14 protein-coding genes are annotated in these 14,780 nt (G+C 44.2%); 13 read left to right on the forward strand and 1 reads right to left on the reverse strand.

Going from position 1 to position 14,780, the window contains the following annotated elements; translation table 11 throughout:
* Positions 1–104 precede the first annotated feature (104 nt).
* Entirely contained in the window at positions 105–983 is an 879-nt protein-coding gene (gene map, locus M9196_RS14950) for a type I methionyl aminopeptidase (protein ID WP_250618333.1), read from the reverse strand.
* A gap of 372 nt (positions 984–1,355) precedes the next feature.
* Between map and rpsB the strand changes: the two genes are divergently transcribed.
* From rpsB to lpxA, 13 genes are all read left to right on the forward strand, one after another.
* On the forward strand, positions 1,356–2,090 hold the full coding sequence (rpsB, locus tag M9196_RS14955; protein ID WP_250618334.1) for a 30S ribosomal protein S2: 735 nt from the start codon (positions 1,356–1,358) through the stop codon (positions 2,088–2,090).
* Between the two features lie 132 nt (positions 2,091–2,222).
* On the forward strand, positions 2,223–3,068 hold the full coding sequence (gene tsf / locus M9196_RS14960) for a translation elongation factor Ts (RefSeq protein ID WP_250618335.1): 846 nt from the start codon (positions 2,223–2,225) through the stop codon (positions 3,066–3,068).
* Between the two features lie 247 nt (positions 3,069–3,315).
* The gene (pyrH, locus tag M9196_RS14965) at positions 3,316–4,047 is read left to right on the forward strand and encodes a UMP kinase (RefSeq protein ID WP_250618336.1); all 732 of its coding nucleotides are present in this window, start codon (positions 3,316–3,318) and stop codon (positions 4,045–4,047) included.
* Between the two features lie 84 nt (positions 4,048–4,131).
* Positions 4,132–4,689 (forward strand): ribosome recycling factor, encoded by a 558-nt coding sequence (gene frr, locus M9196_RS14970; protein WP_250618337.1) that lies wholly within the window; start codon positions 4,132–4,134, stop codon positions 4,687–4,689.
* Positions 4,690–4,784: 95 nt separating this feature from the next.
* Entirely contained in the window at positions 4,785–5,540 is a 756-nt protein-coding gene (locus M9196_RS14975; protein WP_250618338.1) for an isoprenyl transferase, read from the forward strand.
* 12 nt (positions 5,541–5,552) lie between these two features.
* Complete coding sequence (locus M9196_RS14980) at positions 5,553–6,395, forward strand: phosphatidate cytidylyltransferase (RefSeq protein WP_250618339.1); 843 nt, start codon at positions 5,553–5,555, stop codon at positions 6,393–6,395.
* Positions 6,396–6,451: 56 nt separating this feature from the next.
* Positions 6,452–7,651 (forward strand): 1-deoxy-D-xylulose-5-phosphate reductoisomerase, encoded by a 1,200-nt coding sequence (gene ispC / locus M9196_RS14985; protein WP_250618340.1) that lies wholly within the window; start codon positions 6,452–6,454, stop codon positions 7,649–7,651.
* 104 nt (positions 7,652–7,755) lie between these two features.
* Complete coding sequence (gene rseP / locus M9196_RS14990) at positions 7,756–9,114, forward strand: sigma E protease regulator RseP (protein ID WP_250618341.1); 1,359 nt, start codon at positions 7,756–7,758, stop codon at positions 9,112–9,114.
* A gap of 48 nt (positions 9,115–9,162) precedes the next feature.
* Complete coding sequence (gene bamA, locus M9196_RS14995; RefSeq protein ID WP_250618342.1) at positions 9,163–11,598, forward strand: outer membrane protein assembly factor BamA; 2,436 nt, start codon at positions 9,163–9,165, stop codon at positions 11,596–11,598.
* Positions 11,599–11,685: 87 nt separating this feature from the next.
* Positions 11,686–12,186 (forward strand): OmpH family outer membrane protein, encoded by a 501-nt coding sequence (locus tag M9196_RS15000; RefSeq protein ID WP_250618387.1) that lies wholly within the window; start codon positions 11,686–11,688, stop codon positions 12,184–12,186.
* A gap of 43 nt (positions 12,187–12,229) precedes the next feature.
* A complete protein-coding gene (gene lpxD, locus M9196_RS15005) occupies positions 12,230–13,258 on the forward strand; it encodes a UDP-3-O-(3-hydroxymyristoyl)glucosamine N-acyltransferase (RefSeq protein ID WP_250618388.1) in 1,029 nt (342 codons plus the stop codon).
* 174 nt (positions 13,259–13,432) lie between these two features.
* Positions 13,433–13,864, forward strand: a complete 432-nt coding sequence (gene fabZ / locus M9196_RS15010) for a 3-hydroxyacyl-ACP dehydratase FabZ (protein ID WP_390902915.1) — start codon at positions 13,433–13,435, stop codon at positions 13,862–13,864.
* Position 13,865: 1 nt separating this feature from the next.
* Complete coding sequence (lpxA, locus tag M9196_RS15015) at positions 13,866–14,654, forward strand: acyl-ACP--UDP-N-acetylglucosamine O-acyltransferase (protein ID WP_250618344.1); 789 nt, start codon at positions 13,866–13,868, stop codon at positions 14,652–14,654.
* Positions 14,655–14,780 lie beyond the last annotated feature (126 nt).

Consider the following 14,780-nt stretch of genomic DNA (forward strand, 5'->3'; position numbering starts at 1 on the left):
CAAGCAAAAAGAAAAATCTAACTATGGTTATACCAAAATGGGGAAGATAAAAAAATATCCTCACGTTGTGAGGATATTTTTATAAAGACTGAATGATGGAACAATTAGGCGTTATTCATCTGACGGGGAATGGTTTCCTCGGCTCTCAGTGTGAGCACTTCACAGCCAGTTTTGGTCACCACAATAGTATGTTCCCATTGCGCTGAGTTCTTACCATCACCGGTATAAACGGTCCAGTCGTCATCGGCGTCGATGCTACAACCAAATTTACCGGCATTAATCATTGGCTCGATGGTGAACACCATGCCTTCTTTTAGTACTCGGCGATCGGCATTTTTATAGTGAACAACCTGAGGCTCTTCATGAAACTCAGAACCAATACCGTGACCACAAAAATCTTTGACGATAGAGAACTTTGCACGAGGGTTGTTCTTGTTGTTGGTCTTAATATACTTCTCGATTTCTGTGCCGATAGCGCCAACGGTTGAACCCGGTTTGACGGTTTTCATACCTAAATACAGCGCTTCTTGAGCGACCATGCACAAACGTTTATCGGCAGGGGAGACATCACCAATTAGAAACATTTTTGATGTATCGCCGTGATAGCCTTCTGGTCGAGTATCCAGTGAAGCATTCTCATCATTTGGAATGATGACAGTGACATCTACGTTGACGATATCACCGCTCTTAAGTACCGCAGGCTTAGTTTTGCCAGTGGTTCCCATCTCATCTTTTTCTGCAGGGATGCCATGGCAAACGATATGGTTGATAGAAGTACAGATAGACTTTGGGTAGCCATGATAATCAAGAGGCGCTGAGTATGCGCCGTTTTTTCGTGTGTAATCAGCACAAATTCTATCAAGCTCCTCGGTAGTCGTACCCTCTTTGACGTGGGGTTCGATCATTTCCAAAAGCTCGGCCGCAAGTTTACCTGCGATACGCATTCTTTCGATTTCAGCTTCAGTTTTGATTTTGATAGACATTTGTGTTCTCTACTCTCTAATTTGACGCGTTATTCTAACAACGACGAGATTAAGCGCAACAAGAATAAAACTCGTTTCTAAGATTGTTACACTGATAACTGTAGTTCGGATTGGTTATTTATGTTGTCAGAGCGTGCTTCGAATTTGCTCAATTATTGTGATTTTTCTAGCATTGAGGTAGCAAAATATGGTATAAAGCGCGCCAGAATATAGAGTCAGTTTCTCCTTAGCGGCGAGCTGCCTTTGTTTTCTTATTAACTTTAATTTAAATCACACACATTTCGTCACATGTTCCGGGGTGCTTGAGTAATCATTCATACCAAGTCGGATTCATGGGAAGTGTGGAGGCCTAACCCCATAGAGGATTTTAAAATGGCAACTGTATCAATGCGCGATATGCTTAAAGCTGGTGTTCACTTCGGTCACCAAACTCGTTACTGGAACCCAAAAATGAAGCCATTCATCTTTGGTGCTCGTAACAAAGTTCATATCATCAACCTAGAAAAAACTGTACCTATGTTCAACGATGCACTAGCTGAGCTAGCTAAAATCGGTGAGAAAAAAGGTAAAGTTCTTTTTGTTGGTACTAAGCGCGCTGCGTCTGAAGCTGTTAAAGAAGCTGCAATCAACAGCAACCAGTACTACGTGAACAACCGTTGGTTGGGCGGCATGCTAACGAACTACAAAACAGTTCGTCAGTCTATCAAGCGTCTAAAAGAATATGAAGCGCAAGCTCAAGACGGTACTTTCGAGAAAATCACTAAGAAAGAAGCTCTAATGCGTACTCGTGAAATGGAGAAGCTAGAGAAGTCTCTTGGTGGTATCAAGAACATGGGCGGTCTTCCTGACGCACTATTCGTAATCGACGCTGATCACGAGCACATCGCTGTTAAAGAAGCAAACAACCTAGGTATCCCAGTTTACGCTGTAGTTGATACTAACTCTAACCCAGACGGCGTTGATTTCATCATTCCTGGTAATGATGATGCAATCCGTGCAGTACAGCTTTACCTAAACGCTGCTGCAGATTCGGTTAAAGAAGGTCGTAACAAAGATGTTGCTGCTGTAGCTGCTGAAAAAGACGGTTTCGTAGAAGAAGCTGAATAATAGCGACTATAAGTCACACTTAGTTTTGGGCGACATCTAGTCTTCATATAAACTAAGTTATAGTTAGCAATCAGGGGCCCCAATGAGAGCCCCTGATTTTTACCTAGTTTGGAATCAACTGAGGATTTTGGAATGGCAACTGTTACTGCTGCTCTTGTAAAAGAACTTCGCGAGCGCACAGCCGCTGGCATGATGGAATGTAAAAAAGCGCTTGTTGAAGCAAATGCTGATATCGAATTAGCAATTGAAAACATGCGTAAAAGCGGCGCTGCTAAAGCTGCTAAAAAAGCAGGCAACGTAGCTGCTGAAGGCACAATTATCATTAAAGAAGACGCTGGCGTTGCCGCTCTTGTTGAAGTTAACTGCCAAACTGACTTCGTAGCTAAAGATGCAAGCTTCCTTGCATTTGCTAACGAAGTAGCTGACGCTGCTCTAGCTGAAAAACTAGAAGCTGCTGAACTTCAAGCTAAATTTGAAGATGCACGTATTGCTCTAGTAACTAAAATCGGTGAGAACATCAGCATCCGTCGCGTTGCGTTCATCGAAGGTGCAAACGTTGGTTCTTACCGCCACGGCGACCGTATCGGTGTTGTAGTAGCTGGTGAAGCTGACGCAGAAACGATCAAGCACGTTGCTATGCACGTTGCAGCATCTAAGCCTGAGTTTGTAAACCCTTCTGACGTACCTGCAGATGTAGTTGCTAAAGAGCAAGCGGTTCAAGTTGAAATCGCAATGAACGAAGGCAAACCTCAAGAGATCGCTGAGAAAATGGTTATCGGCCGTATGAAGAAATTCACGGGCGAAATCTCTCTAACAGGTCAAGCTTTCATCATGGAACCTAAGAAAACTGTTGGCGAAATCTTGAAAGAGAAAGGTGCTACAGTAACTAACTTCATTCGTTTAGAAGTTGGTGAAGGTATCGAGAAAGCAGCTGAAATGAGCTTCGCTGACGAAGTAGCTGCGGTACAGAAAGGTTAATCCTTCTCTGTCTCGTTGAATTAAAGACCGTAGCCAAGGCTGCGGTCTTTTTGCGAGTAGACTAGGTGGTAATTTTTTAACCGTCATGAATTAAGATTTACTTGGCCAGCACCTGCATTGCTACGTTTCGTAAAGGCTATGTCACAAGTGCTAAGGGTCACAAGAGCTAAGCGTCGCAAGTGCTATATTAGTATTGAATCTTAATCCATGACCGTTAATCGACAACTCTCTTTGGAAGGTGAACTCCATGACAACGAACCCAAAACCAGCGTATCAACGTATTCTGTTAAAACTCAGTGGTGAAGCGCTGCAAGGCGAAGAAGGCTTTGGTATTGATCCATCTATCTTAGAGCGTATGGCTCAAGAAGTGAAAGAATTGGTAGAGCTGGGCGTTCAAGTTGGTGTCGTCATCGGTGGTGGCAACCTTTTCCGTGGTGCGGGTCTTGCTGAAGCTGGTATGAACCGAGTAGTGGGCGACCACATGGGAATGTTGGCGACGGTAATGAATGGTTTAGCAATGCGTGATGCGTTGCACCGTGCTTACGTGAATGCTCGTGTGATGTCTGCTATACCGCTTAAAGGTGTGTGTGACGATTACAACTGGGCGGATGCTATCCGTGAATTAAGACAGGGCCGTGTGGTTATTTTCTCTGCCGGTACTGGTAACCCGTTCTTTACGACAGATTCCGCGGCTTGTTTACGTGGTATCGAAATTGAAGCGGACGTGGTACTTAAAGCAACAAAAGTAGATGGTGTATTTAGTGCAGACCCTGTCTCTAACCCAGATGCTGAATTATATGATAAGCTTGCATACAATACTGTTCTAGATAAAGAACTTAAGGTTATGGACTTAGCCGCGTTTACTCTAGCTCGTGATCATAAAATGCCAATTCGTGTTTTCAACATGAATAAGCCTGGAGCACTTCGTCGAGTTGTGATGGGTGAAACGGAAGGCACACTTATCAGTGACGAAGAATAAGAGTAAACTCTGTCACTAGGGTTTATCGAAAGAAACGACCTAAATGCGTAAGCGCATTTAGGTGCACATTATTAAGGTGATATTGTGATTAACGAAATCAAGCAAGACGCTCAAGAGCGTATGGAAAAAAGTGTTGAAGCACTAAAAAACAATCTATCAAAAATTCGTACAGGTCGTGCGCACCCAAGCCTACTTCAAGGCCTTTCTGTTGAATACTATGGCGCGCCGACTCCTTTGAATCAGGTTGCTAACGTTATCGCTGAAGATGCACGTACTCTTGCTATTACGGTATTTGATAAAGAGCTGACGCAAAAAGTTGAAAAAGCGATTCTAATGTCAGATCTAGGTTTGAACCCTATGTCTGCAGGTACCGTTATTCGTGTACCGCTACCACCGTTGACAGAAGAGCGTCGTAAAGACCTTGTTAAGATTGTTCGTGGCGAAGCTGAAGGTGGCCGAGTGGCTATCCGCAATATCCGTCGTGATGCAAATGGTGACCTTAAAGCGCTATTAAAAGATAAAGAAATCTCTGAAGACGAAGATCGTAAAGCGCAAGATGAGATTCAAAAACTGACTGACATTGCTGTGAAAAATGTAGATGACACATTAGCAGCGAAAGAAAAAGAGTTGATGGAAGTTTAATTCTTAATCACTTGCACCTGCGAAAAACGCTGTGCTGACAGCACAGCGTTTTTTTATGCTACTCTGTTTGTCCCTAATTATTACTAAACTCTTTTATGCAGAACTCAGAAGTCTTCAATGATTCCCTACCTCAACACATTGCTATCATTATGGATGGTAATGGGCGTTGGGCGAAATCTAAGGGAAAACCACGTGTATTTGGACATAAGAAAGGCGTTTCTGCGGTTCGAAAAACCATTTCGGCAGCCGCTAAGTTAGAAATTAAAGCGATCACGCTTTTTGCGTTCAGTAGTGAAAATTGGCGACGGCCTGAAGAAGAAGTGGGTTTACTGATGGAGCTGTTTATCACGGTTCTATCGAGTGAAATCAAAAAATTGCATAAGAACAATCTACGACTTCGTATCATTGGTGATACCAGCCGTTTTAATGAACGCCTGCAGCGTAAAATTGCTGATGCTGAATCATTAACGGCAAACAACACAGGGACTGTTATTAACGTTGCGGCCAATTATGGCGGCAAATGGGATATCACGGAAGCCCTGAAAAAAGTTGCCGCTCAAGTTGAACTTGGAGAGCTAAAGGCTGCGGATATCACCGAAGACCTAATATCCGAGCATGTCACCATGTCGGACTTGCCGGACGTTGATTTACTTATTCGCACCAGTGGTGAATGTCGTATTAGTAACTTCATGCTTTGGCAAATGGCTTATGCAGAAATGTATTTTACCGAACAATTTTGGCCTGAGTTCAATGAAGACAGCTTAGTGGATGCTATCACTTGGTTTGTTAATCGCGAACGGCGTTTTGGTTGTACCGGAGAACAAGTCAAAGCGTTAATGGAAGCCAATTAAGGACGATTTAGTTTGAAACAACGAATTATCACAGCTCTAATCCTCGCTCCGCTGGTGGTTTGGGGTATTTTCTCTCTGCCATTTCTGTGGTTTATGATAGCGGTTGCTGCCATTACTCTAATTGGCGCGTGGGAGTGGACTCAATTTACGTTAACGCCTTCACGCGTAGTAGCGATGTTGCCACCTGTGGTTGCCATTGCGTTATCTGTATTGTTTGTTCCGACTGACGTCATATCATTTAATCAAGTAGGATTGGCTCATATTATAATATTGGGCGTGGGATTTAGTTGGTGGTTGGTCGCGAGTGGTCTCGCCATGACATACCCTAAATCTGCCGGTTATTGGCAACATTCCAATCTCCTACGTCACCTATTTGGTTTATTAACATTACTACCATTTTTATGGAGTATACTCATACTTCGTGCTCAGGCGTATCATCAAGACCCTTACCATGGCGCTAAGCTCGTGTTGTTTGTTTGCCTTATTGTTTGGGCGGCAGATAGTGGTGCTTATTTTGCCGGTAAAAGCTTGGGGAAACGAAAAATGGCCCCTCATGTGAGCCCTAATAAAACTATTGAAGGTTTGTTGGGCGGGATTGTGACTGCGCTTGGTGTTGCGTGGGGAAGCTCGGTTATGTTTGACATCGAGTTTACTAGCGCGACAAGCATGATTGTCATAACGTTAGCGACGGTTGTTATCTCAGTGTTGGGCGATCTTGTCGAGAGTATGTTCAAACGCGTGTCTAACATAAAAGACAGCAGCAACATTATCCCAGGTCATGGAGGCGTATTGGATCGCGTTGACAGTTTAACGGCCGCCTTCCCAATTTTTGCTCTCCTTTATCTCATTTTCTAATCACATAAAGAGGGTGTTTGTCACCCTCTTTATGTTCGATAAGCGGTTGTACTAGCATGCAAAACTTAACCATCCTTGGTGCTACAGGCTCTATTGGCGCAAGCACCCTTAAAGTGGTCGCTCAAAACCCTGCGCTTTACTCAATTTACGCTCTAGTGGGCGGTAAGAATGTGGCCAAAATGGCAGCATTGTGTCTGCAGTGGCAGCCAAAGTTTGCTGTGGTTGCAGAAGAAAGTGATGCGAAACGTCTGCGAACGGAGCTGAACGGCCTAGTTGACACTCAGATCTTGTTCGGACAAGACGCAATGTGCCAAGTTTCGGCCGATGACGACGTGGATATGGTTATGGCCGCCATTGTAGGCGCAGCAGGTTTGTTGCCAACGTTGGCTGCGGTGAAGGCGGGTAAGCGCATTTTACTTGCCAATAAAGAAGCCTTAGTCATGTCTGGTCAGCTATTTATTGATGCGGTTCGGGCGTCCGGTGCGCAATTGCTCCCTGTGGACAGTGAGCACAATGCTATCTTCCAATGCTTGCCGAACTCAGTTCAAACCGATCTTGGCTATTGTAATTTATCGCAAGCCGGGATTGACCATATACTGTTAACGGGCTCGGGCGGTCCATTCCGTTATAGTGACGCTTCGAGTTTATCTTCAGTGACGCCAGCACAGGCGATTGCACACCCTAATTGGTCTATGGGACCTAAGATTTCGGTGGACTCTGCGACCATGATGAATAAAGGACTGGAGTTTATAGAAGCAAAATGGCTGTTTAATACCAGCAAAGAGCAGCTAAAAGTTATTATCCATCCTCAGTCTGTGATCCACTCTATGGTGCAATATCAAGATGGATCAGTGCTCGCACAAATGGGTCAGCCTGATATGGCAACCCCCATTGCTTATTCGATGTCTTACCCACATCGTATCCCGGCAGGCGTTCCTGCTCTTGATTTTACTAAGATGAATGAGCTGACATTCTTAGAGGTTGACTTTGAGCGTTACCCTTGCCTTGCTTTAGCTATCGACGCTTGTTATGAAGGTCAACATGCGACAACCGCCATTAATGCGGCAAACGAGATCGCGGTTGAAGCCTTTTTATCTGGTGAGATAAAATTTACGGATATTAGCATGATAAATGAGCGTGTTATGTCGAAGGTTTGTGCATCAAACCAATATAACGCGTTAAGTGACTTGGAAAGCATTCTTGAGCTAGATAGAATGGCACGAATCTATGCAAGTGAGATTGCTCTCGGCAAATAACTGCGCTGGCAGTGATCAGAACGCGTACCGACTAAATAATTATTACTAGTAACGATTACTAGCGACATCACACAAGGCGTATGAGCCATGAGAGATAATTGACGATGACAGACATACTGTGGAATTTTGCCTCCTTTGTGATTGCATTAGGTGTTCTCGTTGCAGTGCACGAGTTTGGCCATTTTTGGGTAGCAAGAAAGTGTGGCGTTTACGTCGAAAAATTCTCGATTGGATTCGGCAAATCTATCTGGTCAAAGACGGGTAATGATGGTACGGAATACAGTGTAGCAATGATCCCTCTTGGCGGTTATGTCAAGATGCTAGATAGCCGTGTTGATGAAGTCTCTGAAGCTGATCACAAGTATGCTTTTGATAAAAAGCCTCTTTGGAAAAGAACGGCTATCGTAGGTGCAGGACCGGCGTTTAACTTTATTTTTGCTGTGTTTGCTTACTGGCTGGTTTTTTTAATTGGCGTGCCGGCAGTAAAGCCTGTTATTGGTGAAGTGACGCCTTACTCGATTGCCGCAAATGCCGGTTTTGAGCCTGGCATGCAGATAACATCGGTCGACGGCAAGCAAACGTTAGACTGGGAGTCGGTCAACTTAGGTTTGGTTTCTCATATTGGTGATAATCAAATGACGGTCACAGTTTCATCCAGTGACCAAATAGGAACGGATAAAACATTAACATTTGACTTGTCGAGTTGGAACTTTAACCCAGAAACAGAGTCTGCTATGGGGACGCTTGGTTTTAGGCCGTACTCACCAAGTATCAAAACGACGTTAGCGAATGTCAGTAGTGATGGCGCAGGCGCCGCCGCTGGTATTGTTGCTGGTGATGAGATAATTGCGATTAATGGACAGAATATCCAACAATGGCAACAAGTTGTTAGTGCGATTCAAGCAAACGCTAACACCCCTGTTGATGTTACAGTGGTTAGAAATGGCGATAACAAGACGCTAACCCTTATTCCTGATTCAAGAGACTTGAACGATGGGACGGTTATTGGTTTCGCAGGTATTGCTCCGGAAATGGAAGCATGGCCTGAAGACTATCGTTTTGAACTTCAGTACGGTCCTGTTGAATCTATTGGGCGTGCGTTTGTTAAAACAGGTCAGATTATAGAACTCACGGTGTCAATGCTGAAAAAGCTGATTACGGGTGATGTGGGTCTAAACAATTTAAGTGGCCCGATCTCCATCGCGAAGGGAGCGGGCGCGACGGCCGATTATGGTTTGGTCTACTTTTTGGGCTTTTTAGCGCTGATTAGTGTCAACCTTGGAATTATAAATTTGGTGCCATTACCGATGCTAGATGGCGGTCATTTGCTGTTTTTTGCAATCGAAGCCGTCATTCGCAGACCGGTGCCAGAAAAAATACAAGAAATGGGTTATCGAGTGGGTGGGGCGATTATTTTTTCACTCATGTTGATCGCAATTTTTAACGATTTTACACGCCTCTGATATCAGAATTTAGGCAGCAGTATTAGCAAAGGATTAATTAGAGCAGGTATGGCGATTAAGCATATTCTATTCGCGTCTCTACTAGCGACCAGTGTGTCGGCGAATGGAGCTGAGGATTTTGTTGTACAGGACATTCGTATTGAAGGCTTACAGAGGGTAGCACTGGGTGCTGCACTATTGAAAATGCCTGTGCGAATTGGTGACACGGTTGATGGGAAGGATATCTCAGAGATTATTAACGCGCTCTATAAGTCTGGCAATTTTGAAGATATCAAGGTATTGCGAGATCAAGATGCGCTTGTTGTTCAGGTAAAAGAGCGTCCAACAATTGCGAGTATTTCATTCTCAGGAAATGAAGCAATTAAGGAAGAGCAGCTGCAACAAAACCTAGACGCGTCGGGCGTATTGGTTGGTGAGGCGCTTGATCGCACGACGCTGAGCAACATAGAAAAAGGATTAGAAGACTTTTACTATAGTGTGGGTAAGTACAACGCTAAAGTACAGGCGGTTGTCACTCCATTGCCACGTAATCGTTCGGATTTGAAGTTTGTCTTTTCTGAAGGTGTGTCAGCGAAAATCAAGCAGATCAACTTTATTGGTAACCAAGTCTTTACCGATGACGAGCTACGATCTCGTTTTAATTTGAACGTAGATGTTGCGTGGTGGAATTTCCTTGCCGACGACAAATACCAAAAGCAAGTCTTGGCTGGCGATATTGAAGCGTTGAAATCCTACTACCTTGATCGTGGTTACTTGAAGTTTAAAGTTGATACCACCCAAGTCTCGATCTCTCCGGATAAAAAAGGTGTCTACATTACGTTAGGCATTGATGAAGGTGCACCCTACCAAGTCGAAGGGGTGAAATTCCGCGGACAACTCATTGGTAAAGACGCTGAATTTCAAGGTATGGTTCCATTTAACGATGGCGATACGTACAACGGCTCAAGTGTTACTGCTTTAGAAGAAAATATTAAGCGGGTACTTGGTGAGTCAGGTTATGCCTATCCACAAGTTCGCACTATTCCTGAATTTGATGATGAGAATAACCAAGTATCATTGGTGATTAATGTCGAGTCGGGCAATCGTATTTATGTGCGAGACATTCGCTTTACTGGTAATAACTCAACGAAAGATGAAGTATTACGTCGTGAGATGCGTCAAATGGAAGCCAGCTGGTTGAACTCTAGATCGATTGATGTCGGTAAAGACCGATTGAATCGTCTTGGTTTCTTCGAAACGGTCGATGTACAAACGGTGCGAGTACCGGGCTCTGAAGATCAGGTTGATCTGGTTTATGACGTTAAAGAGGCCAACTCTGGCAGCGTCAACTTTGGCGTTGGCTACGGTACGGAATCGGGAATTAGCTTCCAAGTAGGTTTACAACAAGATAACTTTGCTGGTAGTGGTGACCGTGTTGGTATTAGTGCGATGACCAACAAGTACCAAAAGAACATTACCTTAGACTACCGAGACCCATACTGGAATTTAGATGGTGTCAGCTTAGGTGGGCAGATATTCTACAACGAATTTGAAGCCTCAAAAGCGGGTATTATTGACTATACCGACCAAAGCTACGGCGGAACGCTCACTTGGGGTTTCCCGGTCGACGAATTAAACTACCTCGAATTTGGTGGTGGTTACACTCATAGTCGCCTTGGTAACATCAAAGAATACGTACAGATTGAAAAATTCTTGCAAGCTCAAGAAAAGAACCGTGATGCGGAAGGTAACCTTATTACCGATGATTTCCACATGACAGCGGCTTGGACGCGAAATAATTTAAACCGCGGTCGTTTCCCAACAGCAGGTAACCATCAAAAACTCTATGGTAAGGTGACGGTTCCTGGCTCGGATGTTCAATACTTCAAGACGCAATATGACGTTAGGCAGTATTTTCCGATAACACAAAGTCACAATTTTACGTTATTGTTAAAAGGCCGATTGGGTTACGGTAATGGTTACGGGCAAACTAATGGCAACGATAACTTGTTACCATTTTATGAGAACTTTTATGTCGGTGGCTTCTCTACGTTACGTGGCTTTAGACAGAACTCAGTAGGCCCGAAAGCGGTTTACGATGATCCAAATGGTTGCTCAAGTAATCCAGGTAGTAACAACCCATGTTATTCTGCGACAGAGCAATCTGTTGGTGGTAACGCGGTAGCGTTGGCAAGTGTTGAACTTATTGTCCCGACACCGTTCGCGTCTGATGAGTTCCGTAACCAAATTCGTACTAGTGTGTTCTTTGATGCAGCGAGTTTGTGGGATACAGAGTTTACGTATTTGTCACCGGACCCTAACATGTCAGGTCAGCAATACTATTACGATTACTCGGATCCATCGAATTATCGAGCATCCGTCGGCGTAGCGGTTCAATGGATGTCTCCAATGGGACCATTGGTATTTTCACTAGCAACACCAGTTAAGAAGTTTGAAGGTGATAAAACAGAAGCCTTCACCTTTACGATTGGTAATACGTTCTAGTACTAGAGCGCAGAATTTACACATTTAGAGCCTAGCTGATAGGCGATAAAACATTGCATATAAATAGAGGAATTGACCTTGAAAAACATGATGAAAGCGGCTGGTCTTGGCCTGGTAATCCTAACGTCTTCACTTTTTGCTAATGCAGCGGAAGCGGCACAAAAAATTGGTTATGTGAATACGCTTCAGGTATTCCAAGCTTTGCCACAGCGTGAGGCAGTTCTTCAAAAGCTTCAAAGTGAATTCAAAGACAAAGCAGCTGAGTTGCAAGCCATTCAAGCGGATGCGGCTAAGAAGATGGAAAAGCTACAACGTGATGGTGAGCTTTTAGGTACAGAAGAAGTAGAAAAACTTCGTATCGAGATCGGTCAGCTTGATAGTAAGTACAAAATCAAAGGCCAGGCTCTAGAAAAAGCGAGCCAACGTCGTGAAGCGGAAGAAAAGCAGAAGCTATTTAAAGTGATCCAAGAGGCGGTAGAGAAAGTTGCAGAGAAGCAAGGTTACGACATGATCATTGACATCCAAGCGGTAGGTTACGCGAAGGAAGAGTTCAATATTTCTCAAAACGTTATTGATTCACTTAAGTAATTGATCTAGAAAAGCAACAGATTAACAAAGCGGTAGGACAATGATGACAGAAATGACTTTAGCTCAACTTGCTGAAATCACTAATGGTGAGCTTCATGGCGATGGGGAAACTCGTATCCATGCCGTTGCGCCAATGGATAGCGCTGGTAAAGGGGAGATTACTTTCCTGACCAACGCAAAGTATGCAAAGCACTTAGCGGATAGTCATGCTTCTGCCGTCATGGTCAAAGCTTCCGAACTAGAGCATTGTCGTACGAATGCTCTAGTGGTTGCAGACCCTTATATAGCCTACGCCAAAGTGGCACAAGCCTTGGACTCAACGCCGAAAGCGGCTGAAGGGATCGCGGCGAGTGCCGTGATTTCTTCTGAGGCTAAATTGGGCGAAAATGTGTCTGTTGGCGCCAATGCTGTGATTGAAGCAGGCGCTGAGCTGGCTGACAATGTTCGAGTTGGTGCGGGTTGCTTTATTGGTAAGGGTGCCAAACTAGGGGCTCATACTCAATTGTGGTCAAATGTCAGCATTTATCATCGTGTGGAGTTGGGTGAGCACTGCTTAGTCCAAGCAAATACTGTGATTGGCTCAGACGGTTTTGGCTATGCAAACGAGAAAGGCGAGTGGGTAAAAATCCCACAAGTAGGCACCGTTCGTATCGGTAATCGCGTAGAAATAGGCGCTTGCACGACGATTGATCGTGGCGCGCTGGATGATACTGTTATTGAAGATAATGTCATTATCGACAATCAGTTACAAATCGCTCACAACGTGCACATCGGATATGGTACCGCACTTGCCGGTGGTACAATCATTGCTGGTAGCACGTCAATAGGCAAGTACTGCCAAGTTGGTGGCGGCAGTGTCATTAACGGCCATATTGAAATTGCCGATGGTGTCATTGTTACTGGCATGGGGATGGTAATGCGAAGCATTGCAGAGAAGGGGGTTTATTCTTCTGGTATCCCATTGCAAACCAATAAAGAGTGGCGTAAAACAGCCGCTCGTGTGCATCGCATCGATGATATGAACAAGCGACTTAAAGCCGCTGAAAAACAGTTAATTGATAAAGAAGAGTAAGACGTTTATCTTCTTTGAAAAAGACTCGCACTAGGCGGGTCTTTTTATTGTTTGTTTACTTATCTACATCTTAACTACCCTAACTGACACTCGAGTGGATTTGGGTATATAATGCCTGTAGTAAGATATAAGAATTGAAATAGGAATATAGCTTTGAGTACTGATACTAAAATAATGACCATCACTGAAATTCAGGAACTATTACCTCACCGTTATCCTTTTCTGTTGGTTGACCGTGTTACCGACTACGAAGAAGCAAAATACTTAAAGGCGATCAAAAACGTATCAGTTAACGAACCTCAGTTCACCGGTCACTTTCCTCAAATGCCAGTGTTTCCTGGTGTATTGATTCTTGAAGCGATGGCTCAAGCAACTGGGCTATTGGCATTTAAATCTTTTGGCGCACCTCAGGGCAACGAGCTTTACTACTTTGCTAGTGTTGATAAAGCTAAGTTTCGTAAGCCAGTGACACCCGGTGACCAACTAGTTATTGAAGTGGAATTTCTAAAAGAGCGCCGTGGCATCGCAGCCTTTAATGGCGTCGCGAAAGTTGATGGCGAAGTTGTTTGTTCCGCTGAATTGAAATGTGCCCGTCGAGAGTTCTAGTATGATTCATGAAACCGCGAAAATTCATCCAAGTGCAGTGATTGAAGGCAATGTGTCTATTGGCGCGAACAGCAGCGTAGGCCCATTTACTTACATTTCAGGTGACGTGTCGATCGGTGAAAATAACGAAATCATGTCGCATGTTGTCATTAAAGGTAATACGACGATTGGTTGTGATAACCGCATCTTCCCACAAGCTATCATTGGTGAAGAAAACCAAGATAAAAAATACGGTGGTGAAGATACAAGAGTTATTATTGGCGATCGTAATGTGATTCGTGAAAGCGCGCAGATCCATCGCGGTACGACTCAAGATAAAACGCAAACGGTTGTGGGTAATGATAATTTACTGTGTGTCAACGCGCATATTGCCCATGACGTGATTGTTGGAAACCATACTCATATAGGTAACAATGCTATTTTGGGTGGGCATGTGACCGTTGGTGATTATGCTGGCGTGATGGCTCTGTCCGCGATTCATCCATTCTGTACCGTCGGCGCTTATGCTTATGTTGGTGGGTGTTCAGCTGTTGTACAAGATGTCCCTGCGTATGTATTAGCGCAAGGTAATCATGCGACGCCGTTTGGTCTCAACTTAGTAGGCTTGAAGCGTAATGGTTTTGAAAAACCGGAACTGAGAGCGCTGCAAAAAGCTTATAAAGAAATGTACCGCTCTGGAAAAACCTTAGCCGAAGTGAAGCCCATTTTAGAAGAAATGGCGATAGAGTTCCCGGCTGTCCGTCGCCTGATCGACAGTTTTGAAAACTCAGAGCGTGGCATTATTCGCTAAACACAGATATGCACGTATCGTCGACACATGACGAAAATAAAAGATCGCTGGTGTGATACTTAGCGGTCTTTTTGTCTTTTAGGTCGATAGAAGATCACTTGGGCACGAATGACGTCAACAAAAGGA

Source organism: Vibrio methylphosphonaticus, assembly GCF_023634655.1.
GTDB classification, from domain to species: Bacteria; Pseudomonadota; Gammaproteobacteria; order Enterobacterales; family Vibrionaceae; genus Vibrio; species Vibrio methylphosphonaticus.

Bases quoted from the DNA above. Each gene is read 5' to 3' on its own strand.
- lpxD (WP_250618388.1), top strand. From the start codon at position 12,230: ATGACAGAAATGACTTTAGCTCAACTTGCTGAAATCACTAATGGTGAG.
- bamA (WP_250618342.1), top strand. From the start codon at position 9,163: ATGGCGATTAAGCATATTCTATTCGCGTCTCTACTAGCGACCAGTGTG.
- rseP (WP_250618341.1), top strand. From the start codon at position 7,756: ATGACAGACATACTGTGGAATTTTGCCTCCTTTGTGATTGCATTAGGT.
- fabZ (WP_390902915.1), top strand. From the start codon at position 13,433: ATGACCATCACTGAAATTCAGGAACTATTACCTCACCGTTATCCTTTT.
- map (WP_250618333.1), bottom strand. From the start codon at position 983: ATGTCTATCAAAATCAAAACTGAAGCTGAAATCGAAAGAATGCGTATC.
- pyrH (WP_250618336.1), top strand. From the start codon at position 3,316: ATGACAACGAACCCAAAACCAGCGTATCAACGTATTCTGTTAAAACTC.
- tsf (WP_250618335.1), top strand. From the start codon at position 2,223: ATGGCAACTGTTACTGCTGCTCTTGTAAAAGAACTTCGCGAGCGCACA.
- M9196_RS15000 (WP_250618387.1), top strand. From the start codon at position 11,686: ATGATGAAAGCGGCTGGTCTTGGCCTGGTAATCCTAACGTCTTCACTT.
- lpxA (WP_250618344.1), top strand. From the start codon at position 13,866: ATGATTCATGAAACCGCGAAAATTCATCCAAGTGCAGTGATTGAAGGC.
- rpsB (WP_250618334.1), top strand. From the start codon at position 1,356: ATGGCAACTGTATCAATGCGCGATATGCTTAAAGCTGGTGTTCACTTC.
- M9196_RS14975 (WP_250618338.1), top strand. From the start codon at position 4,785: ATGCAGAACTCAGAAGTCTTCAATGATTCCCTACCTCAACACATTGCT.
- ispC (WP_250618340.1), top strand. From the start codon at position 6,452: ATGCAAAACTTAACCATCCTTGGTGCTACAGGCTCTATTGGCGCAAGC.